The following is a 22652-nucleotide window of genomic DNA, read 5'->3' as shown; positions in this document are numbered from 1 at the left end:
TTCACGCCAGCCACCCGGGAGCGGTTGCGGCCGGGCACAAATTCGAAAGGAGCCGCTACTTCGTCTCGTCGGGTTCGGGCGTTCCCGCCCGAGCAGGTGTGACCGCTTGTCGGATCAACACGCCCGCGATGATCGGGCTGATCGCGGCATAGACGGTCACCGCGGTCTCGATCCAACTCGTATCGATATGCTTGCCGCCGAGCAACGCGATGACGCCAGTGATGGCAACCAAGATCGACCGGATGAGTGCTGGTTCAGGTATGCGTTTCATTCGGAACCTTCGATCTCCGCCAGTACCGCCTGCGCGCCCGCATCACCCCGTGCGGCTTCTCGCTTCACGAGGTCGACGGCCCAACCGACACCTTTCAGGGCTTCGCGTTCGACGTGCTCCTCGTGGATTCGAGCGTCGATGTTGAGAACAAATCCGGCGAGCGTATCGACCAGGTCATCGTCAGCACGGTATTTCGACCGCGATCCAAACCGCTTGCCGAGTTCGTCATCTGCCAGGGACATGAACTCCTCCGATATCGTTGTGCCGTTGTTGATCTCGAATGCCCGCGCGATCACGATGTCGTAGGGGAAGTTGCGGCCGGGGTCCCCGTGGTCGGACTCGTGGAACGCAGCGGTGATATCGATGTGGCCGACGATTCCCCGCACTCCGTTGGCCGCATCAGCGGCGCTGATCTTCACGAGTGGGATGCCGTATCGGCGACTCCATTCCGCGTACCGCATCGCGGTGCGCTCGAGCAGCTTTCCCTCTTGCTGCCACCGGTCACGCGCCCACTCGGCTCGGCCCATCGCGCATACATGCAGGCCGCGGCGGTTGCCTTGCATCATCGCTGCCCACGCCTGCTTGTTGTCGGGCACCATCCGCACTTCTTCGCCGTCGAAGTCGATCATCGTCTGGTAGGAGCCGTTGCCGGTTCGCTCCAGGTAGCCGATGACCGCGGTGTTCCCGCTCTCGCTCTCGGTGGTGTGCTCAACGATCAACTGTTTGGTGTTGTCGGCGTCGTTCCACAGCCCATTCATTTGCTCGCGATATGGAACGAGATCGACCCCGAGCGGATGCCCCGCGGCGCTACCTCCACCTGTCGCCACCGCGGACCACTGCCCGTAGTCGTCTTCGAGGGTGATGTTCACGTCCACCCCGACACCGCCGACCGTACGTTTGTCGATTTCGACCTGGTGAATGTGAGCGGCGGGATGGTCGCCGTTAATCGATGGATCGCCGGACCAGTTGTGCTGCCAGAACCAGGTGGCGACGCCGTCCTCGAGCGCCCAGTCGATGCAGCGCGCGTTGCCGTACATACCGGTCCACTCCCGGCCGACCACCGACGCCCAGCCACGCAGGAACGGTGCGATCCGCGAATTCCACTCTTCGAGGGAAGGGTTCGAGTCAACGGGCGCGTAGATCGGCCGGTTGCCATGCCCGCCCGCCTCGGTGTGGTATTTCAAGGCGATCTCGGCGTGCCGGACTCCGCCATCGAATCCGCCGCGCCAATCCGAAGTAGCGCCCTTGCCGTACTGGTAGTTCGAGACGATCTCCAACCCCAACGCGCGCAGGCGATCGCAGTAATCGCGCCGCAACGGCTTCGCACCGAAGTTCGCGCCGGGCCGGGAGTCCGAGAAGTAGCCGATGACGCCGACGTATCCCGCATCCTTGATGGCTTGCGGGTCGATCAGATCAGCAGAGAAGTCCACCAGTTTCACTGCCTCGCCTCCTCGACCTGGTAGTGAGCACTTCCGAACCAGCACCCCGGGCCGGAACGCGTAGCCAGCCCAGAGCACGGTTCGGCGTCATCCAGTGCGCGGGCGTCAGCGCCCGGACGCCTGGTCAGCCATAGATGTAAGTCTCCCCGTTGCTGGTTCCGCCCGGGGCGGTGACAGTGATCTGGACAATGCCGGATCCGGCAGGAGCGACAGCCGTGATCTGCGTGTCCGAGACGACTACGAAGGAGGTTGCCGCCGTACCACCGAAGCGGACCGCGGTGACACCTGTCAGATTGGTGCCGGTGAGGGTGACCGTGTTCCCGCCGGCGAAAGGCCCCTGCGTGGGACTCACGCTGGTCAGGGAAGGAACCGGGAGATAAGTGTAGGGAACGCCGTTACTGGGACCACCCGAGGATGTGCTGACGGTGACCTGTACCGTGCCCGACCCGGGAGGCGCGATGGCCGTGATCTGTGTGGAGGAGTCCACCGTGAAAGTGGTCGCCACCCCGCCGAACGTCACGTCGAGGACGATAGGGACGAACCCGGTGCCGGTAATCGTGACACTGGTATTCCCCGAGGCGGGTCCCGAGGTCGGAGAGAGGGAGGTGATGGTCGGCATGAGTATCTTCCTTCGTGAGTCGATCAGAGCCCTGGTCCGCCCTGGGGGCAGTGGGCCGGTGCAGGTTGTGGTGATGGTGAGAGTCGGCCTACGGGGCAGGGCACGAGAGCCTGACAGCTGCCGAAGCGGTATCGCCGATGACGTTGCCCGCGGTCAGTAATGCGGCGCGCTGTTGCCGGTGACGGAATTGCATTTCGAGCAGGAGGCATCGCCAGGTTCGCGCTGCCCCTTCCTTCATAATTTAGAATTGCCTACATATATTTCTCACAGAACTTCAACTGGACATAAACCCACCCACAAACATACGTCTACAGAAATCGGAGCGCAATAGTTTATCCAGGAAGCAAGCTGCGAGACCTGGCCGGTCAGCGGCAGTTTCCGTGGAATTATCGCGAATCCCGACGGCGTTTTACCATGAATGCGGACGGCGTTTTATCGCGAATTTCGACGGCGTTTTACCATGAACTTCGACAGCGTTTCAGGTCGAGTTATCAACGAGTTCCGAAGGCGTCGGCGACGCGTACCGTTCATAAATTTGGAACGCATGTTTCTCACATAGGGTCCGAGCCATCCGATGGATCCGAAGCGGGGATGCCGACGAGTCGTTGTTGAGCAGACGCATCAGGGCTCGGACCGGTCAGCGGGTTTTGTCGGTGGGTTCGGTTGCCTTGGCATGGGCCCAGCGATAGCTTTGGGTGCCGGTCTCGATGATGTTGCCGCCGAAGGTAAGTCGGTCGATGATGGCGGCGCAGAGCGCAGCGTCGGTGAAGATTTTGGACCAGCCGGCGAAGCTACGGTTGGAGACGATCGCGACCGACGTCCTCTCCTCGCGTTCGGTTAATACCTGGAACAGCAATTCGGCGCCGCGTCTGTCCAGTTCTGTGTAGCCGAGTTCGTCGATGCAGAGCAGGTCGACGCCGCTGTAGTGGGCGATGGTCTTGGTGAGCCGTTTGCCATCGACAGCTTCGATCAGTCTGTTGACCAGCCTGGCAGCCAGGGTGTATCTGACGCGGTATCCGGCTTTCGCTGCCTCGGTGCCCAAAGCGATGAGCAGATGGGATTTCCCGGTGCCGGAGTCACCGATCAAGCACAACGGCAGCCCTTCCTTGACCCAGTCGGATTCAGCGAGAGTGCGGATCATGGCAGGGTCGACACTGGGGTTGGCACCGAAATCGAAGTCACGCAACGTTTTAGAGCGAGGGAACCCGGCGGCCTCGATGAGCCGTTCGGAGCGGCGACGGGCTGTCAGCTGCTGCGCCTGTAGCTGTGGTTTGCGTTCGCGGACATAGGCACTGACGCGCTGATATGACACGTTCCTCATACCGTGCTCCTCGAGCAAACGGTGATAGATCCGGGTCGCCGTGTGACGTTGTCTACGAGGCACATCCAGATCGGCGCGCAGAACATCGTCGATGAACGGCTTGTAGGGATCCAGCTTCTGTGGTCGCGGCGGATACTCCTTACGCGGCTCGGGCCACACCGACTCCGTCGCGCTGGCCACCGTACGCCACCCGACCCTGTGCTTGCGCTCGATCGCACGCATGGACAGGCCGGCACGAAGATCCTGGCGGATAGCCGCGTACAGCTCGACTTTCGACATTTCAGACATCGGCACCCCTCGCGCCGCAACCAATAATTACACTATAACCGCAGGTGCTGCCTAAAATCCGTGGCTCCGCAACGCGCCCGTCAAGATTCGTGAGCAACCGCCGTCACAGTTGATGAACAGGGACGGACCCGAGGTGGACCTCGATACCGTCGGCGAGTAGTGGCAGATCGTGTTCAGCCGGGCAGGTCGATGCGTTGCTGCTGCGGCAGCGATGTGGCAAGCCACCATGCGCCGCCGGGTGAGCAGCCTCGATGCGTCTGCTCGGTGGATCGGCGTCAAGGTATGAAGTCGAATCCTCTTGCGGTAGTGGGGTCTTCCCGTTCTGACGACTGCGGTGTCATGGAAATATCCCAGAAGGCGGCGTAGCGACCTCCGTGGAGCATCAACTGGTCGTGGGTTCCTTGTTCCACGATCCGGCCGCCGTCCAGGAAGACGATTCGGTCGGCACGTTGGACGGTGCGCAGCCGATGCGCCACCATCACCACGGTGCGGCCTGCCATGAGGCGCTCGACGCTGGCCGTGGACGGCTGCCCGTCGAGTCGCGCCAGCACGGACCTGGTGGCGCGCAGTTTGCCGCCGAGATCGGACAGCGACAGCAAAGGATCGGCACAGCGGGCGGCGAGCACCAGGATAGCCAAAACCTCTGCCGCGCCGATATTTCCGTCTAGCGCAAGGTAGGCACCCAGGGCCAGCAGTGCGGTGAACACCGTCTGCACCGTGAGCGTCAGGCCCAACGCGGTGGGGAACGCCCGCAGTGTGGAGCGGTGGGATGTGCGCTGGAGGTCCCGCAGCGAGTCGTCGAGCAACCGGAAGCGTTCGACGGTCCGGCCGCCGGCCCGCAGCACCGGTTGGGCCTGGAGATATTCGATGACTCGGGCAGCCGCCTCGTGTTCGCGGTCGTGGCGTTCCTCGTCGGCGACGGCCGTCGAACGTCCCGCCTGGATCTGGACCGCGGCCACGATCGGTACGGCGGCCAGCGCGGCCACTCCCAGCTGCCAGTTGAAGGCGAGCATCACGGCCACGATTGTCAGCGGAGTCACGCAGGCCGAAATGTATGGCGACAACAGGTGCGCGATCGCGCTCATCGCTTGCAGGACACCGCGACTGGCCAGGACCGACACCTCGCCGATGCGACCGGCGCTGTACCAGCCGAGGGGCAGCCGGGCCAGATGATCGCCGAGCCGGTGATACATGCCCTGTAGCAGCGTGGTGCCGACGCGGAAGCCGGACGGGTCGCTGCGGTAGCGCAACACCGCGTAGGCCGCGACCGTTGCCCCGAACGCGATCAGCGGGCCTGCCGCGCTCGACGATCGATCCGTTCTCGAGTACCGCGACGATGTCGGCGTCGGCGATCGTCTCCAGTCGGTGGGCGATGACCAGAATCGTTCGTTCGCTTGCCAGCATCGAAAGGGACTGTCGCACAGCCTGTTCGGTCTGCGGGTCGGCGAAGGCGGTCGCCTCGTCGAGCACCAGAACGGGCGTATCGGCGAGCAGTGCGCGTGCGATCGCGATCCGCTGTGCCTCGCCACCCGAGAGTCCGGCCTCTTCATTGATCACCGTTTCGTACCCGCGCGGCAGTTCGAGAATTCGATCATGAATATTCGCCTGCAGGGCAGCGCGAATCACGTCGTCGAGGTCGGCATGCGGTACCGCCAGCGCGATATTGTCCGCGACCGACGCGCGCATCCTGGAAGACGAAGGAGACCATCCGGTATAGCTCCCGGTTGCCGAGCTCGCGCAGATCGACACCGCCCAGGGCGACCGAACCGTGGGTCGGGTCGAAGAACCGCGGCAACAGCTGAACCAGCGTGGACTTTCCGCTTCCCGACGTCCCGACGATCGCGGTGACCGTCCCCGGCTCGAGCACCAGTTCGATCCCGCGCAGCACCTCGTGATCGGCGTCGTAACCGAATCGCTCGGCATCGAACTCACCGAGCCCACCGGGCTGCTACGGGCCGGACTCGCACTCACCACATGGCGGCTACTCAATGAATAAAGATAACCGCCATTGGCCCCAGGCACCCGCTAACGGGCGGCACGCGAAATAGTGCCTGGTTGGTATAAAGGGAGTGGGCCTAGGAGGACTTGAACCTCCGACCTCTTCGTTATCAGCGAAGCGCTCTAACCGCCTGAGCTATAGGCCCTTAATTCGTGTCCGGATCCCTGCCGAAGCTGTTAACCGAACCGAGGCACGAGATTACCCTACGGTCGCGCTGATGACCAAAACGGCCGGTACCGACCCTACGAGGGGCGGTACCGGCCGCGTGGAAACCTGGTCTCTAGTCGGGGTCTGCCAGCGTCACCTGGATGCCGCCGACGAGGTCGCAGCACTGGTTGTAGATGAAGGTTGCCACGGTGCCGAGCGCGGTGAACAGCACCACGTTGATCAGGCCGATGACGCCCGCGTAGCCGAAGACCGTGCCGACGTCGATCAGCCCCACCGATCCGCTGTCCTGGGACACCATGTCGGTGAAGGTGTTGTTCAGTCGCTCCCACACGCCCATGCCCTCGAGCACGATGTAGAGCAGACCGACCGCGAGCATCCACACGAAGAACATCGCCACGCTGATCACCAGCGAGATCTTCAGAGTGGACCACGGATCGATGCGGCGAATCTGCACGGTCGCCCGCAGCGGTTCACCAGTGGTGACCGCCGCGGCCACCGCAACCGGAACCGTCGGCGAAATGTGCGATTGCGCGCCGGTGGCCTCCGTCTGCGGCAGCGGGTGCCGAATCTCGGAGAGATCCGGCATGTCCTTGATCAGTTCCGGCCGCGCGATGCTGCGCGTCGGACCGTCGATGCCGACCGACTTCACCATCGCAGCTTCCTTGCGAGCCGCTTTGGCCGCAAGGTCGGCGGTGGTACGGGCATTGGTCGCCCCGCCGCCGAGCCCGCCCGTGCCGGCGGTCGGGCGACCGGTCACCGGCGACTGCCCCGGACGGTGCAGGTTGGACTGAGGCTCCCGCTGCGGAAGCTGCGCCCACCCGTCCTGATACTGCGATTGGCCGTTGCCGTTGCCTTGGTCGCCGGACGTTTTCGACTCGGCGTTAGTTGCCCGCGCCGTCTTCTGATCAAACGCAGCGGGCCGCTCGGAGCCCTTTTCGGGCGCCTGCTTCGGTGCGAAATCTCCTTGCTGGCCGGAGTTTTCGTGCGGCTGAGCACCACCGGACGGGCCACCCTGCGGCCCGTCCTCGGCCGAAGCGGCCGCCGCTCGTGGGATCGGCCGCGGCGGAATCGGTGACGGTGCGATCCGCTCAGTCACGCCGTTCGTCTGGTGCCGCTCGTCATTCGGCTGATTCGGAGTGGTCAATGGGAATCCTTAGATCCGTTCGTTGCCGCCGCTATGGATTACTGCTCAGGAGAACTGGTGGTGTCGTCGCCGTCGACCAATTCGGGCTCGTCGGCATTGCGCGCGATAGCAAGCAAGGTATCCCCATCGCCGAGGTTCATCAATCGCACGCCCTTGGTCTGTCGTCCAGCCTTACGAACCTGCTTGGCCGCCGTCCGGATGACGCCACCCCCGGACGTGATCGCATACAACTCATCCTCGTCATCGACGATGAGTGCACCGACCAGGGTGCCACGCTTGATGTCGTACTGGATAGTCAGCACACCTTTACCGCCGCGTCCCTGCGCGGTGTACTCCTCGATCGCGGTGCGCTTGGCGTAACCGCCGGACGTGGCAACCAGCAGATAGGTGCCTTCGCGAACCACATTGAGCGACAACAGTTCATCTTCCGCGTTGAACCGCATGCCCTGTACACCTGAGGTGGCGCGGCCCATCGGACGCAACGCCTCGTCGGTGGCCGAGAACCGAATCGATTGGCCCTGCGCCGATACCAGCAGCAGATCGTCGTCGGCCGAGCACAGTACCGCGCCGACCAACTCGTCGGAGTCACGCAGGTTCACCGCGACGATGCCGCCACTGCGATTGGAGTCGAAGTCGGACAGTCGGGACTTTTTCACAAGGCCGTTCCTGGTGGCAAGCACCAGGTAGGGGGCGTCCTCGTAGCCCTTGATCTGAATGATCTGGGCGATCTTCTCGTCCGGCTGGAACGCGAGCAGGTTCGCCACGTGCTGACCGCGCGCGGTCCGGCTCGCCTCCGGCAATTCGTACGCCTTTGCCCGGTAGACCCGGCCCTTATTTGTGAAGAACAGCAGCCAATCGTGTGTCGAGCTGACGAAGAAGTGCTTGACGATGTCGTCCTGCTTGAGCCCCGCGCCCTGCACGCCCTTGCCGCCGCGCTTCTGGCTGCGATACAGATCGGTCTTGGTGCGCTTGGCATAACCGGTCTCGGTGACGGTGACAACCACGTCCTCGCGGGCGATGAGATCCTCATCGGCCATGTCCCCGTCGTTGGCGACGATCTTGGTGCGCCGCTCGTCGCCGTACTTGTCGACGATCTCGGCCAGCTCGGCACGCACGATGGCGCGCTGGCGCTCCGGCTTTTCGAGAATGTCCTTGAGGTCGGCGATCTCGGCCTCGATTTTGGCCAACTCGTCAACGATCTTCTGCCGTTCCAGGGCAGACAGCCTGCGCAGCTGCATGTCGAGGATGGCGGTGGCCTGGATTTCGTCGATGTCGAGCAACTGCATCAGGCCGGTGCGCGCGGTGTCGGTATTGGCCGAACGCCGGATCAACGCGATGACCTCGTCGAGCGCGTCGAGCGCCTTGACCAGACCGCGCAGGATGTGGGCGCGTTCCTCGGCCTTGCGCAGCAGGTAGCGGGTGCGCCGGACGATGACGTCCAACTGGTGATTGACGTAGAGCCGGATCATCTGGTCCAGGCGGAGTGTGCGCGGCACGCCGTCGACAATGGACAGCATGTTCGCGCCGAAACTGGTTTGCAGCTGGGTGTGCTTGTAGAGGTTGTTCAGCACGACCTTGGCCACAGCGTCACGCTTGATCGTGACGACGATCCGCATCCCGGCACGGTCGGACGACTCGTCGTGGATATCGGAGATGCCGGCGATCTTGCCGTCCTTCACCTGCTCCGCGATCGCATTGATGAAGTTGTCGGTGTTGACCTGGTAGGGCAGCTCGGTGATGACAATCGTGGTACGGCCACGGTTGTCTTCCTCGATCTCGACCACACCGCGCATCCGGATGGAGCCGCGTCCGGTGGTGTAGGCATCGTGAATACCCTGACCACCGACGATGAGCCCGTAGGTCGGGAAATCCGGGCCCTTCACCCGTTCCATACAGGCGGCGAGGGTGGCCTCCTCGTCGGCGTCGAAGTTGTCCAGCGCCCAGTAGATCGCCTCGGCGAGCTCGTTGAGATTGTGTGGCGGAATGTTGGTCGCCATACCGACCGCGATGCCGTTGCTGCCGTTCATCAGCAGGTTCGGCACCCGGCTCGGCAGCACCGTCGGTTCCTGCGAGCGACCGTCATAGTTCGGCGTGAAATCGACCGTCTCGTGGTCGATTTCACGCAGCAGCTCCATCGCCAGCGGCGTCAGGCGGCATTCGGTGTATCGCATAGCGGCCGCGCCGTCGTTGCCGCGCGAACCGAAGTTGCCCTGGCCGTCGACCAGCGGGTAACGCAGCGACCACGGCTGCGCCATCCGGACGAGAGTGTCGTAGATCGAGGCGTCACCGTGCGGGTGGTAGTTACCCATGGTCTCGGCGACCGGGCGCGCGGACTTCACATAGCCGCGGTCGGGCCGATACCCGTTGTCGTACATCGCATACAGCACGCGCCGGTGCACCGGCTTGAGACCGTCGCGCACCTCCGGCAGCGCGCGGCCGACGATCACGCTCATCGCGTAATCGATGTAGCTGTTTTGCATCTCCTGCTGGATGTCGACCGGATCGATCCGGTCGCCTGCCCCGCCCACCGGCGGCAATGTGGTGTCAGTCATGATGGCTCCTTATGGAGTTCGCGGCTCGGCCGACGAGGCAATCGCCATCGAAGCAGGCCGAGCCCGAGGTCGCTGCGTCAGGCTCGAACGGTCGCTTGAACGTCTGCTTGAACGTCTGCTTAAACGTCAAGGAAGCGAACGTCTTTGGCGTTGCGGGTGATGAAACTGCGCCGGGCTTCCACGTCTTCGCCCATCAGCACGCTGAACAATTCATCAGCCGCCGCCGCATCGTCCAACGTCACCAGCTTCAGCACGCGCACGCTCGGATCCATGGTGGTCTCCCACAGCTCCTTGGCATTCATTTCGCCGAGACCCTTGTAGCGCTGGACGCCGTCTTCCTTGTTGATCTTCTTGCCGGCCGCGAGCCCCGCCTCTAGCAAACCGTCGCGCTCCTTGTCGGAGTATGCGAACTCCGGATCCGACCGCTGCCACTTCAGCTTGTACAACGGTGGCTGCGCGAGAAACACGTGACCGTGCTCGACCAGTGGGCGCATGAAACGGAACAGCAGCGTAAGCAGCAGCGTCGAGATGTGCTGGCCGTCCACGTCAGCGTCGGCCATCAGCACGATCTTGTGATAGCGGAGCTTGGCGATATCGAACTCGTCGTGGATACCGGTGCCGAAGGCCGTGATGATCGACTGGACTTCATTGTTCTTCAGCACGCGGTCGATGCGCGCCTTCTCGACATTGATGATCTTGCCGCGCAGCGGCAGGATCGCCTGGTACATCGAGTCGCGGCCGGACTTGGCCGAACCACCGGCGGAGTCGCCCTCCACGATGTAGATCTCGGACTTGCTCGGATCCTTGGACCGGCAGTCGGCCAGCTTGCCCGGCAGGCCACCCAGATCAGTGGCGGACTTGCGGCGCACCAGTTCTCGCGCCTTACGGGCGGCCATCCGGGCCTGCGCCGACGACACCGCCTTCTGCATGATGGTCTTCGCATCGGCCGGATTGGCCTCGAACCAGTGCGTCAGGTGCTCGTTGCAGGCGCGCTGCACGAAACCCTTCACATCGGTATTGCCGAGCTTGGTCTTGGTCTGGCCCTCGAACTGCGGCTCGGAGACCTTCACGCTGACGATGGCGGCCAGGCCCTCACGGATGTCGTCACCGGTGAGGTTGCCGTCCTTCTCCTTGAGGAGCTTCTTGTCCTTCGCGTACTTGTTCACCACCGTGGTGAGCGCGGCGCGGAAGCCCTCCTCGTGGGTGCCGCCCTCGTGCGTGTTGATGGTGTTGGCGAAGGTGTGTACGGACTCGGAGTAACCCGAGTTCCACTGCATCGCGACCTCGAGCTCGTGCCCGGCGCCCTTACCGCTGAACGACACGATCGAATTGTGGATCGACGTCTTGGTGCGGTTGATGTGCTTGACGTAATCCTCGAGCCCACCCGGGTAGTGGTACGTGCGGGTCTTCACCTTCGGCGCGGCGGCCGGCGCGGCCTCGTCCACATGCTTGGGCGCCTCGGCGGTATCGCTCACCACCTCGTCGATCACATCGTTCTCGGCCACCCGCTCGTCGGTGAGAGTGATGGTGAGTCCCTTGTTCAGGAACGCCATCTCCTGCAGGCGGCGAGCCACCGTCTCGAAGTTGTAGGTGGTGGTCTCGAAGATGTTCGGATCGGCCCAGAAGCGGATGGTGGTACCGGTGTGCTTGGTCGGATCACCCTGTACCAGCTTGCCGGGCTTGGAGTCTTTGTACTCCTGCGTCCAGTGGTAACCGTCGACATCCACATCCGCCTGCAGGCGTGTGGACAACGCGTTCACCACCGAGATGCCGACGCCGTGCAGACCACCGGACACCGCGTACGAGTCGGAGTCGAACTTGCCACCCGCGTGCAACTGGGTCATGACCACCTCAATGGTGGGCACACCCTGCGCGTGCATGGCTACCGGGATACCGCGGCCGTCGTCGATCACTTCGATACCGCCGTCGGCCAGCAGGGTCACATCGACCCGCGTGGCGTAACCGGCCATCGCCTCGTCGACCGAGTTGTCGACGACCTCCCAGATGAGGTGGTGCAAGCCGCGCTCACCGGTGGAGCCGATGTACATGCCGGGCCGTTTGCGGACGGCTTCGAGTCCCTCGAGGACGGTGATGGAGCTGGCGCCGTAATTGCTTGACTTGGGCTTGTTCGAGCCGTCTGTGTTGGAGTCCATGGCAGCCACTGGTCGGTAGCTCTCCTTACTTGCTGATCCCCGGCACAGCGGTCGGATAGCACACGTGGAGCCCGGGTCTTGATCTCGAGAATTACGGGTCCACGCGCTGGCTGTGCCGAACGCGCCGAAGGTATCGCCGCTAGTTACGTCACCATCCTACTGGTAGGCCCAAGCCACAGTGCACCTACGACACCCCTGACGGCTCCGTGGATGCGAGAAATCGAATAGCGACGGGTCCGTTCCGCCTTCCGCGGGTTTCGATCCATCACGGAGGCTCCTCCGGCGGTGTTGCGGCTCATATATCCTGCCTCGCATTCCGCCGCTTCCCAGCGCTGGCACGTGCCTCGCGCCACGGTCGGCGACAGAGCGTCGGTCGCGCCATAGGAATAGCTGTCTCTGGCGAAATCCATTGGCGCGTCGGCGGTATCGGTGACTGTTTGCGGAGTCGTGGTTTCACGTGGAACGGCAGGGTATCGCCGCCGCCAAGCCGCCCACAGCCAGGTCACCCGCCCCAGTTCCCGGTCCTTCATAACCAACCGCGTCCCGACACACCTTCGGCACTCACGTTCTCACGCCGCGCTCGGGAACGGTCCTCGCTATCCGTAGGTGTCCCGAGGTCCGCGACCTTTGATATGACGTTCGCCCTTGCGCCAGCTCGGTGCCGCCGGACCCGCGATCCGCAACGAGGTGACCACGCCCTGACCGACGGCGGCATTGATCTTCGCCAGGATCTGCCCCTGCAACATGCGTAGCTGGGTGGCCCAGGCGGTCGATTCGGCAGCAATACTGAGGACGCCGTCTTTCAAGGTCATCGGGGTGGCATGTGACGCGATGTCCTCGCCGACGACACCGGACCACCGACCGAAGACCATTCCCTCGGCGACCTTGGTCGACCAGCCACGATTCTTCGCAATCGACCCGGTGAGCCGCGACAGCAGCTGCGGATCGCGGTCGTCCGGGCGCGCACCCGACCAGCCGGTACGCCGCCTGGTACCCGCACGCAGGCTACGACGCGGCGAGGCGCGGCCCTGCCCCACCGATTTACCGCTCGCCTTCGCGGCCGCGCGGGCCTCCTCGAGGGCTCGCCGCGCCAAATCAATGCCACGCAGCTCCGCTTCCGGACCGGGCTGCGACGCGGAAGCGCCAGGCTGTTGCGGCTGATCGCTCATCGATCCGCTCCGTTCGCATGCACTTACTTTGTCCCCAGCTTTGTTCAGTCTTTCCCCAGCTGCCCGATCGGGTCCCGCGCGGCACCTAACTCGTGACCGGACGACCCTAGCGAGGGACCCGGTCCCTACATTCCACGCCCAGTTCAGGCATTTTCGCTGTTCCGGGCCTTCCGTGTGTGTCGCTGAGTACCGGTCACTCCGATCCGCGAATCCGGAGACCGCCCCGAATTATCCACAGGTGTGGGAACTCCGGACGCGAAGCGCGTTATCAACCACTCGACGCACCGTCACTGTACGGGAGCCCACCGACAGTTATCGCGCACATCAGCCGGTCATACGCACTACCGCGAGCGTATGTATCCGCCACCGCGGCAGCACGCCGCTGCCTGCCTGAATTGCTGTCCCCTCGGTACTCTCCGGGCGTCGCGTATTCCGAGGACGTCGTCGAGCCTCGATCCTGGCGCCCAGACGTCGCGCCAGTAATCAGCCCGATGCGGGCCCATTACTGGAGTTGTTCACAACACCAGTGGTATCGGTGGCGGCCGCGATCGGCGATTCCGACTCACGTGTCGGTCCCGCGAGATCAACCAGCCGAGACGTCCGCCCATCCTTACCGCCGGTTGTCTCCACTCGCAGCGGCACCGCAGCCAGTTCGGCGGGCACATCCTCGGGGACCGCGGCTGTGATCAATACCTGCTCCGCCCCTGCCGCGACCTCGGCGAGTGCCGCACGCCTGCGACGGTCCAATTCGGCGAAAACATCGTCGAGCATCAGCACCGGCTCGGCTCCGGTGGCACGCAGCAGCTCGAACGCGGCCAGGCGCAAAGCCAGTGCGTACGACCATGATTCACCGTGACTGGCGAATCCCTTGGCCGGCGCGTCACCGAGCATCAGCTCCAGTTCGTCGCGATGCGGCCCGACCAAGCACACCCCTCGCTCCAATTCCTTCGGACGCGCGGCCGCCAATTCCCGAAGCATGATCGCCTCCAATGCCTCGACATCCTCGGGCAGCGGCTCCCGCGCGGGGTCCAGTAGTTCGGGCGGGAGGCTGGCACTGCGGTAACCGATCGCGGCCGGGCGTGATTCGGGAGCGATCGAGGCATATGACTGGGCAAGATGGGGGTGCAGCTCGTGTACCAGCCGCAAACGCGCGGCAAGCAGCACCGCCGCGTGGGTTGCCAGATGCCCGTCCCAGACATCGAGCGTGCTGAGTTCGCCGCCGGACCGGCCGCCGCGCGACCGTCCTTGCCGCCCGGCAGTTTTCAGCAACGCCGACCGTTGCCGGAGGGTCCGGTCGTAGTCGGCGCGAACGGCGGCCAGGCGCGGCAGCCGAGCTGTGCACAGTTCATCCATGAACCGACGCCGTTCACCGGGATCACCACGCACGAGTGCGAGATCTTCCGGCGCGAACAAAACCGTCTGCAGAATGCCCAGGATTTCCCGTGGCCTGCGCACCGGAGAGCGGTTGATCTGCGCCCGATTCGCCGCGCCCTGGTGCAATTCCAGGTCGATCCGTAGCTCCCGGCCCGCGTTCACCACGGTCGCACCGATTCTGGCCCGCTCGGTGCCGAGCCGGATCAGCGGTGCGTCAGTGGCGACCCGATGCGAACCGAGGGTGGCCAGATACCCGATCGCCTCCAATAGATTCGTCTTGCCATTGCCATTCGATCCCAAAAAAACCGTTCGGCCTGGGGATAATTCGACTTCCGCATGCTCCCAGGAACGGAAATCGCGCAACGACAGTGCCCGGATAAACATCCGTTTACCCCACCTCGGTCTTCATTGTCGCTGGTAGGAACGTCGAGACCGACCGAGACGGCGGAAGCGCCAAAAACCTTGGTGCCCAATCACATGCTGTGGATGAACTGTGGATAGAACGCGCGATAGTGGTATTCCGCGGCATCGAATAGCACTGTGCCCCTATGTGGTTCGAACCACCCAGCACGGTCGGCACCCGATCATGCACAGACGCTCAGCCCGGAAGCCGGACCGGCATCAACAGATAGGTGTACTCGCTGGCCAATGCGGCGAACGCGCCCGAATCGAGCACCTCGGGCTCCTCGTCACCGGCAGGCAGCAGCACGGCGGGACGACTCGGTGTGGTGAAGCCGAAGGTAACCCGCTCGGCGTGCAGTGCGGACAGCCCGTCGATGAGATAGCCAGGATTGAAAGCGATGGTGAGGGATTCACCACGGAAGTCGGATTCCAGCCATTCCTCCGCGCGTCCGGCATCGTCACCACCCGCCGATAGCAGCAGGCCCTCGTTGGAGAACTCCAGCCGCACCTGGGCACCGCGCTCGGCGACGAGTGCGACACGTTTGATGGCCTCGGTGAGCGTGGCCACCTGCAACGTGGCGATCGATGTGTGTTCTTTCGGAAGCAGCTGACGGAACTTGGGGAATTCGGCGTCCAGCAGCCTGGTAGTTGTCCGCCGACCGGCATTCACGATGCCGAGCAGACCATCGGAGCCCGAACCGCTACCGAGCGACAGCTGAACCGGTGCGTCCGAGGCACCGAGCGTCTTGGCGGCCTCTGACAGCGTCCGGGCCGGGATGAGCACCGCAGTCTCGATATCGGGTCGAGCGGGCTGCCATTCGATATGCCGGACGGCGAGCCGGAACCGGTCGGTGGCGGCGAGTACGACCTTGGAGCCCTCGATCTCGACTCGGATACCGGTGAGCATGGGGAGCGTGTCGTCACGGCCCGCTGCGACGGCGACCTGGCCGACCGCGCCCGCGAAAACATCCACACTCAGCTCCCCGGTCTGCTGCGGCACCTCGGGAAGCTGGGGATAGTCCTCGACCGGCATAGTCGGCAGGGAGAACTTCGCACTCCCGCACGCGATCAGCACACGCGTGCCATCGACAGAGACATCGACCGGCTTGTTGGACAGCGCCTTGGTGATATCCGCGAGCAGTCGGCCGGAGACGAGCACCTGGCCAGGACCGGCGACCTCTGCGGCGACCCGCATCTGCGCAGACACCTCGTAGTCGAAGCCGGAGACCGTGAGGCCGCCCTCGTCGGCGACCAGCAGCACACCGCCGAGCACCGGGACGGGAGGCCGGGACGGGAGGCTACGAGCCACCCACGCAACGGATTCGGCAAAGTCTTCTCGAGCGACCCGAAACTTCATGCCTGCAAGCTCCATCGCCCGATCTGTCCTCTCCCGGTTTCGTGATCTATCTCGGCTTGTCAGTCCTCGAAAGGGGTGCTGAACCAGCCGTCCTCGAAGTGTGGCACAGACGACCGACATCAAACCGTAGCTCATCAGGTCGCTGCGCGTATTCAGGCCATACCGGTAAGTGGCGCGAGATTCGCCTGCCGGTGCTCGGCTACGCACCTGACCGCCTGTCGCCGGGAGTTCGAGTGCCGGATCACCGAGCCCGCGCCGGGGGTGCGGATCGGATCGACCCGACGTTCTCCTTGCGGGTGTGGACGAAGCGTGTTCGGCGGTGGCGCTCACCGATCGACTTTCCACACACCTGTTTTCAAAGAGAGATCTCTAAGAAGAAGAACTGAAGTAGTAGTAGGCGCTGTGGAATCTGTGGAATCAGGCGAAATCCGCAGGTTGGAGGGCGTGGTGCCATGGGGATGACTGTGGGGTGACTCGAGGATGAACGGGAGGCGGCTGTGGAAGTTCCGAAGTTGTTCACGATCCATCCTCGAGTGCTCCTCGAGTTGTTCCACCAGATTCACCCAGTTGTTCACACGTGTGCACGAATCCGTGGACTACTCGAGGAATCCTCGAGGACTCAACAAGGAATCCTCGAGTAGTCAACACCCTCTCGACCGAGCCTCGTGCTGGTCAGCGCGTGTGTACGGAATCGGTTGTGGAGACTGTTGATTCCGCACCTGTTAGTCGCGGCGTCGGGCCCGGTCCTCGAGCCTGTGCACTAACCGGTGCATAACTGGGAGTTTCCTCGAGGACTCCACAGGGATTCCTCGAGGAATCCACAACCCACAAAAATGCACCACCCCAGTTCAGGGGTGGTGCAGGGTTGTTAGTGAATGTCAGCGCGAGCGCTGTTTAATCCGGGCTGTTAGTTCTTGCACCTGGTCGTAGACCCGGCGCCGCTCGGTCATCTCCTTGCGCACCTTTTTGTCCGCGTACATGACCGTTGTGTGGTCGCGCCCGAACGCCTGCCCGATCTTCGGGAGCGACAGGTCGGTGAGTTCGCGGCATAGGTACATCGCGATCTGCCTGGCCTGGGCAAGCGGTCGCGCCTTGCCCGGCCCGGTCAGCTCCTCGAGCGTGGTGTTGAAGTACTCGGCGGTAACGGCCATGATCGTCGCCGCGTTGATCTCGAGGGTTGCGGTGTCGGGCATCAGATCGCGCAGCACTACCTCTGCCAATGGCAGGTTCAGTGGTTGACCGTTCAGCGAGGCGAACGCGGTCACCCGGATCAGCGCGCCTTCGAGCTCGCGGATATTGCGCTCGACCCGGCCCGCGATCAACTCCAGCACGTCGTGCGGCACGTCGAGGCGATCCATCCGTGCCTTCTTGCGCAGGATCGCGATGCGTGTCTCCAGCTCGGGGGGCTGCACATCGGTGATCAGGCCCCATTCGAACCTGGTCCGCAGGCGTTCCTCCAGCGTGGCCAGCTGTTTGGGTGGGCGGTCGGAGGAGACGACGATCTGCTTGTTGGCGTTGTGCAGGGTATTGAAGGTGTGGAAGAACTCCTCCTGGATGCCTTCCTTGCCCTCGATGAACTGGATGTCGTCGACCAGCAGGATGTCGGTCTCACGGTAGCGGCGCTTGAAGGCCACCTTCCGGTCGTCACGCAGGCTGTTGATGAAGTCATTGGTGAACTCTTCGGTGGAGACGTACTTCACCCGCATACCGGGGAACAGCCGCTGGGCGTAATGGCCGGCCGCGTGCAGAAGATGCGTTTTGCCCAAACCCGAAGCGCCCCAGACGAATAGCGGGTTATACGCGCGCGCAGGCGCCTCCGCGATCGCGACGGCCGCGGCGTGTGCGAACCGATTGGACGCGCCGATCACGAACGTCTCGAAGGTGTACTTCGCGTTGAGGCTCGCCGAACCATTGGACGGTGGCGGGGTCTCCTGGGACTTGGTGAAATAGGTAGGCCAGGAGTTGCGAGCATTGACGACGGGCTCGTCGTCGCCGCGTTCGGGTCGCGAGTTGTCGGGCATTTGCTCGCGTGGCATCTGTTGACGTGGCATGGGCTCGCGGCCCGACTCGTGTGTAGCGGCCATCCCGTCGTCCTCGCTCGGGCCGGGCTCGCGAATCGGTGCGCGCGATGGGGCACGCATGGGCGCGGGGCCCGGTTCGGGGGTGAACAACGATTCCTGCCCGGGCGGCACGGAATCACGGCGCGGCGGCATACCGGATTCGCGCCGGACCGGCGCGGCCACGTCGGACGCCGGGGTAACGGGCGCTTCGGGACGGATCCCTTGGCGCGGATAGTCGCCACGGGCCGGGTAGTCGATGGTCGGGAAGTCGCCTGTCGGCGCGTATTCGGACGTGGGTACGTACTCCTGCGTCGGCACGTATTCGGGTTCGTAGTCGCCGGTGGCGGGGTAATTCGCGGCGGGGGCGTACTCGTTTTGCGCCGGGGCGTACTCGTTGCTTCCTGACCCGTAGTCATTTGTGGACCCGTAGTCGTTGGCGGGGGTGTAGTCGCTGGGCCCGGTCTGATAGTCGTTCTGTTGCCCGTAGCGGGGAGCCTGGTAATCGGCGCGGCCCGGGTAGTCCGACGACTGATACCCGGCCGGTCCGCGTCCGTTATCCCGGCTGCGTTCCGGCCTGCTTGTCATCCTCGCGTGCCGTGCCGAGTTTCCCGGGCGTTCGGTCGGCTGGTTGGTCGGTGCGGCGATTCGAACGCCGAGTCCCTCGACCTGGGGGCCGAGGCGGCGTGCCAACGAGCGCAGGATGGGCTCGCGTAGATCGCGTTCGATGGCTTCCTGGGCCAGCGACGAGGGCACCGAGAGCAGGGCGAATCCCTGGGCCACGGTCAGCGGCTTGACCAGTTTCAGCCAGGCCTGCTGCGCCCTTGTGACCGGCGGGATAGCACCATCGGGCGAGCCGGTGGTGAGCTCGGCGACCACCTCGGGCCACACCGTGGCCAACACGTTCTGCTCGTCGTCCATGCAGTTTCCTCCCCGGGAGTAGGCGATAGGAGCAGACGGCCGGGTACGCGGGCGGCTACCGGCAAGGTAGATTTCGATAGTCCTGCGTACAACCGTTACCGGTCGGACGCTGCCCGGATCCCCATCCCGAGCGGCATCGTGGCACCGTCGGCCCTACGAATATGCCACTCCAAGAGTCTTTCCACACAATTATCCACAGATGTGGAGAACTCTGGGGAAATGTGAAACGTGCCCGCATACGTCCGCGGCAAGGGCGGGACCTGCAGTTATATGGCAATCTTCCGGCTACACCGACTAGGTGCGGTGGCGGTCCGCGGCTGGGTTGTGGACGAATTCACCATCTCGCATGTTTGCGTGACGCGGTAGTGCACAGGGTGCCCGACGTGGGCTCTGGTCCGGTGCGGGTGGGCCGAGTTTGACCCACTCCTGGCCGATCAGTACCCTCGTACAGTCACCCCTTGGTGCGGTGGCGGTCCTGTGCTGACCGTGTTCGGTCGAGCCAGACCTGTGCGCCAGGACCGACGCGCGCCGATGATGACCAGACTGCGATTCATCGCAATACGAATTACCCAAGCTTCGGGTGTCGACTGACGCCCACCTACTCGAGGAGTGTTGACCGTGGCCAAGGGCAAGCGGACGTTCCAGCCGAACAACCGTCGTCGGGCGCGTGTCCACGGCTTCCGTCTCCGGATGCGGACCCGCGCCGGTCGCGCCATCGTGTCCGCGCGTCGCGGCAAGGGTCGCAAAACCCTCACCGCTTGATCCTCACTCTCGGACGCTCGGGTGCTGCCTGAGCCGTATCGGTTGCATCATCGTGCCGACTTCTCCCGGACGGTGCGCCGCGGCCAGCGAATCGGGAGGCGAGATCTGGTCGTACACGCGCTCGTGCGCGGGTATGACGGAGTAGTGGGCGCGAGTGGACAACTCATCGATCCGGCAACAGCCGGATCGATGGTTCGCGTTGGCGGACCGCGCTTTGGATTGATTGTCAGCAAGGCGGTGGGTTCCGCGGTGGTTCGACACCGCGTGGCCCGCCGCCTGCGTCATATGTGTGCCCGGGTGACCCAAGACCTCCCCGCAGAAACCGACATCGTGATCCGGGCACTGCCCGGTGCCGCGGACGCCGACTCGGAGGAACTGCTTCGCCAGTTGCGCGGTGCACTGCGCAAGCTCGGCAGCGCTGGTGTACCGGTCGTCGCGCATGGCGCGAAATCGGGTGGCTCGTCGTGAGTTTCGCCGCGACGGTTACTCGACTGCCATCCAACACGCTGATCTTCGTGATCGAGCTGTATCGGACCTACGTCTCCCCCACTCGCATGCCGGTGTGCCGTTTCACCCCGACCTGTAGTGAGTACGCCGTCACCGCGCTTCGCACTCGTGGACTGTTCGTCGGCCTCGTATTGACGGTCGTGCGATTGGCCAAATGTGCGCCCTGGCACCCTGGTGGGTGGGACCCCGTTCCCGAGCGCGCCCAGCGCCGTCGGAACGAGGCAGCCGTCGCCACTGAGACGCCGGCGTCAGACGCTTGTAAAGGATCACCGCGCGCGGTGATCGGCGACACGAACGACGGGAGTGCATAGAGCCGTGCTCGACTTCATTTATTACCCGGTGTCCTGGATCCTATGGTTCTGGCATCGAGTCTTCGGGTTCGCATTCGGCGCGGACAACGGACTCACCTGGGCACTAGCTGTGGTGTTCCTGGTGTTCACGTTGCGCCTGGTGCTCTACAAGCCATTCGTGAAGCAAGTTCGCACGACTCGGCAAATGCAGGAACTGCAGCCGCAGATCAAGGAACTGCAAAAGAAGTACAAGAACGATCGCCAGAAGATGGCGACCGAGATGCAGAAGCTGCAAAAGGACCACGGCTTCAATCCGGTGATGGGCTGCCTGCCGGTCCTTGCCCAGGTGCCGGTGTTTCTTGGTTTGTTCCATGTGCTGCGCTCGTTCAACCGGACCGGTACTGGCATCGGTCAGCTGGGTATGTCGACCTACGACAACGCGCACACTGCGAACTACGTCTTCAGCGCCGTCGACGTTCAGTCATTCCTGAGTGCCCGAATCTTCGGTGCCCCCATTTCGGCCTACATCACGAGCCCGCCCAGTCAGCTGGAGGCATTCGCGGACTACGGCGGGATTCCTTCCAAGCTGAGTATCGCTCTCGTGTCGATTCCGCTGATGGTCATCGCCGGCCTGGCAACGCACTTCAACGCTCGCGCTTCCGTGGCTCGCCAGACTCCCGAGGCGGCTGCCAACCCGCAGGCCGCGATGATGAACAAGCTTGCGCTGTGGGTCTTCCCACTCGGCGTGCTGGTTGGTGGTCCCTTCCTCCCGATCGCCATCTTGCTCTACTGGGTGTCCAACAACATCTGGACCTACGGGCAGCAGCATCTTGTCTTCGGCCGGATGGCCAAGGAAGAAGAAGAGAAGAAGCAGGCGAAGCTGGAGCAGCGCGCGCAGAACGCGCCGAAGCCAGGCGCCAAGCCGGTGAATACGAAGAAGAAACAGCCGCCGGTCGATGCCGGACCTGTTGATGCCGAGGCGGTCGACGCCGACGCGAGCGATAGCGGGTCGACAGGCGCCGCGCCGTCGGTGAACGGCACCGCGAAGTCTGCGGGCAAGACATCGGGTCAGCGCCGTTCGGGCGGTCAGAAGCGACCGGGCAATCGAGGTCGAGCGAATCAGAAGCGACGCCGCTGACCGCGACGCCGCTGACGGCATTGAGCAACCCCGATCGCGAACCCTGCTCGGCGGCCTACGCCGGGCCCGCGCGATAAGCAGATGAAGGAAAATCAAATGACTGTTGAGACCGACGGAGGGGACGCCACAGTGGCGACGACGATGGTGGATGCGACGGTTGCCGAACCGGAGACCGGCGATGCTGTAAGCGATGCCGAGGAAGCTCTCATCGAAGAGGGGGAGATCGCGGGCGACTACTTGGAGCAATTGCTCGATGTGCTCGACTTCGATGGCGACATCGACCTCGATGTGGAGGGCGATCGCGCCATCGTGAGTATCGACGGCGGTCGGGATCTATCGAAGTTGGTCGGTCGTGGCGGCGAGGTGCTCGACGCGTTGCAGGAGTTGACGCGGCTGGCCGTGCAGCAGACCACAGGTGTGCGCAGCCGACTGATGCTCGATGTCGCGGGCTGGCGGGCCAAGCGTCGTGCGGAGTTGAGCGAGCTGGGTACCGCCGCGGCGCAGCGGGTGCTCGAGTCGGGCGCGCCGGAGCCGCTTGCGTCGATGACGCCGTTCGAGCGGAAGATCGTGCACGACGCGGTTGCCGCCGTCGATGGAGTGAGCAGCGAGAGCGAAGGCGTGGAGCCGAACCGGCATGTGGTCGTAGTGCCTTCGTGAACGACCGTCCGGGACGCCATGATTGGCGACCGGATGAACAGTGGTTGGATAGGGCCTCTGGTCT

Annotated in this window: 19 protein-coding genes, 1 tRNA gene and 1 pseudogene; 6 read left to right on the top strand and 15 right to left on the bottom strand. The window is 63.8% G+C overall.

Annotated features, from left to right (window positions below; translation table 11 throughout):
- Window positions 1–55: 55 nt before the first annotated feature.
- From LKE06_RS07040 to LKE06_RS33085, 7 genes and pseudogenes are all read right to left on the bottom strand, one after another.
- Window positions 56–271 (bottom strand): hypothetical protein, encoded by a 216-nt coding sequence (locus LKE06_RS07040; protein WP_227997808.1) that lies wholly within the window; start codon window positions 269–271, stop codon window positions 56–58.
- A complete protein-coding gene (locus LKE06_RS07035; RefSeq protein WP_227997806.1) occupies window positions 268–1710 on the bottom strand; it encodes a glycoside hydrolase domain-containing protein in 1443 nt (480 codons plus the stop codon). The genes LKE06_RS07040 and LKE06_RS07035 overlap by 4 nt, the downstream gene beginning before the upstream one ends.
- Before the next feature lie 124 nt (window positions 1711–1834).
- The gene (locus tag LKE06_RS07030; protein ID WP_227997805.1) at window positions 1835–2329 is read right to left on the bottom strand and encodes an IPT/TIG domain-containing protein; all 495 of its coding nucleotides are present in this window, start codon (window positions 2327–2329) and stop codon (window positions 1835–1837) included.
- A gap of 637 nt (window positions 2330–2966) precedes the next feature.
- Entirely contained in the window at window positions 2967–3938 is a 972-nt protein-coding gene (istB, locus tag LKE06_RS32805; protein WP_305082791.1) for an IS21-like element helper ATPase IstB, read from the bottom strand.
- Between the two features lie 275 nt (window positions 3939–4213).
- Window positions 4214–5191, bottom strand: a complete 978-nt coding sequence (locus LKE06_RS07020) for an ABC transporter transmembrane domain-containing protein (RefSeq protein ID WP_227997804.1) — start codon at window positions 5189–5191, stop codon at window positions 4214–4216.
- Between the two features lie 250 nt (window positions 5192–5441).
- A pseudogene (locus LKE06_RS33090) lies at window positions 5442–5495 on the bottom strand (hypothetical protein); the annotation flags it as partial.
- A gap of 34 nt (window positions 5496–5529) precedes the next feature.
- On the bottom strand, window positions 5530–5805 hold the full coding sequence (locus LKE06_RS33085) for an ATP-binding cassette domain-containing protein (protein WP_372477351.1): 276 nt from the start codon (window positions 5803–5805) through the stop codon (window positions 5530–5532).
- On the opposite strand from LKE06_RS33085, the gene LKE06_RS33080 reads away from it, so the two are divergent.
- Window positions 5707–5934, top strand: a complete 228-nt coding sequence (locus LKE06_RS33080) for a hypothetical protein (protein WP_372477367.1) — start codon at window positions 5707–5709, stop codon at window positions 5932–5934. The genes LKE06_RS33085 and LKE06_RS33080 overlap by 99 nt on opposite strands.
- A 74-nt stretch (window positions 5935–6008) precedes the next feature.
- On the opposite strand, the gene LKE06_RS07010 is transcribed toward LKE06_RS33080, so the two are convergent.
- From LKE06_RS07010 to dnaA, 8 genes are all read right to left on the bottom strand, one after another.
- Window positions 6009–6082: transfer RNA gene (locus LKE06_RS07010), tRNA-Ile, on the bottom strand.
- A 135-nt stretch (window positions 6083–6217) separates the two neighbouring features.
- A complete protein-coding gene (locus LKE06_RS07005) occupies window positions 6218–7249 on the bottom strand; it encodes a DUF3566 domain-containing protein (protein WP_227997803.1) in 1032 nt (343 codons plus the stop codon).
- Between the two features lie 38 nt (window positions 7250–7287).
- Window positions 7288–9801 (bottom strand): DNA gyrase subunit A, encoded by a 2514-nt coding sequence (gyrA, locus tag LKE06_RS07000; RefSeq protein WP_227997802.1) that lies wholly within the window; start codon window positions 9799–9801, stop codon window positions 7288–7290.
- Between the two features lie 119 nt (window positions 9802–9920).
- The gene (gene gyrB, locus LKE06_RS06995; protein ID WP_227997801.1) at window positions 9921–11954 is read right to left on the bottom strand and encodes a DNA topoisomerase (ATP-hydrolyzing) subunit B; all 2034 of its coding nucleotides are present in this window, start codon (window positions 11952–11954) and stop codon (window positions 9921–9923) included.
- Between the two features lie 596 nt (window positions 11955–12550).
- Window positions 12551–13123 (bottom strand): DUF721 family protein, encoded by a 573-nt coding sequence (locus LKE06_RS06990; RefSeq protein ID WP_227997800.1) that lies wholly within the window; start codon window positions 13121–13123, stop codon window positions 12551–12553.
- A 483-nt stretch (window positions 13124–13606) separates the two neighbouring features.
- Window positions 13607–14881 (bottom strand): DNA replication/repair protein RecF, encoded by a 1275-nt coding sequence (gene recF / locus LKE06_RS06985; protein ID WP_227997799.1) that lies wholly within the window; start codon window positions 14879–14881, stop codon window positions 13607–13609.
- 214 nt (window positions 14882–15095) lie between these two features.
- Complete coding sequence (dnaN, locus tag LKE06_RS06980) at window positions 15096–16271, bottom strand: DNA polymerase III subunit beta (protein WP_227997798.1); 1176 nt, start codon at window positions 16269–16271, stop codon at window positions 15096–15098.
- An 863-nt stretch (window positions 16272–17134) separates the two neighbouring features.
- Window positions 17135–19234, bottom strand: coding sequence for a chromosomal replication initiator protein DnaA (gene dnaA, locus LKE06_RS06975; protein WP_227997797.1), 2100 nt, complete (start codon window positions 19232–19234; stop codon window positions 17135–17137).
- Between the two features lie 618 nt (window positions 19235–19852).
- Between dnaA and rpmH the strand changes: the two genes are divergently transcribed.
- From rpmH to LKE06_RS06950, 5 genes are all read left to right on the top strand, one after another.
- Window positions 19853–19996, top strand: a complete 144-nt coding sequence (rpmH, locus tag LKE06_RS06970; protein WP_209885332.1) for a 50S ribosomal protein L34 — start codon at window positions 19853–19855, stop codon at window positions 19994–19996.
- A 21-nt stretch (window positions 19997–20017) separates the two neighbouring features.
- A complete protein-coding gene (gene rnpA, locus LKE06_RS06965) occupies window positions 20018–20464 on the top strand; it encodes a ribonuclease P protein component (protein WP_227997796.1) in 447 nt (148 codons plus the stop codon).
- Window positions 20461–20814 (top strand): membrane protein insertion efficiency factor YidD, encoded by a 354-nt coding sequence (yidD, locus tag LKE06_RS06960; RefSeq protein WP_227997795.1) that lies wholly within the window; start codon window positions 20461–20463, stop codon window positions 20812–20814. The genes rnpA and yidD overlap by 4 nt, the downstream gene beginning before the upstream one ends.
- Before the next feature lie 4 nt (window positions 20815–20818).
- Window positions 20819–21931 (top strand): membrane protein insertase YidC, encoded by a 1113-nt coding sequence (yidC, locus tag LKE06_RS06955; RefSeq protein WP_227997794.1) that lies wholly within the window; start codon window positions 20819–20821, stop codon window positions 21929–21931.
- A 141-nt stretch (window positions 21932–22072) separates the two neighbouring features.
- Window positions 22073–22588 carry a Jag family protein gene (locus LKE06_RS06950; protein ID WP_227999315.1) on the top strand — a complete coding sequence of 172 codons (516 nt, stop codon included), beginning with the start codon at window positions 22073–22075 and terminating at the stop codon, window positions 22586–22588.
- Window positions 22589–22652: the final 64 nt, after the last annotated feature.

Source organism: Nocardia australiensis (genome assembly GCF_020733705.1).
Taxonomy (GTDB): Bacteria; Actinomycetota; Actinomycetes; order Mycobacteriales; family Mycobacteriaceae; genus Nocardia; species Nocardia australiensis.
Note: the sequence above shows the minus strand (reverse complement) of the source record. Positions and strands in the feature narration are given on the sequence as shown.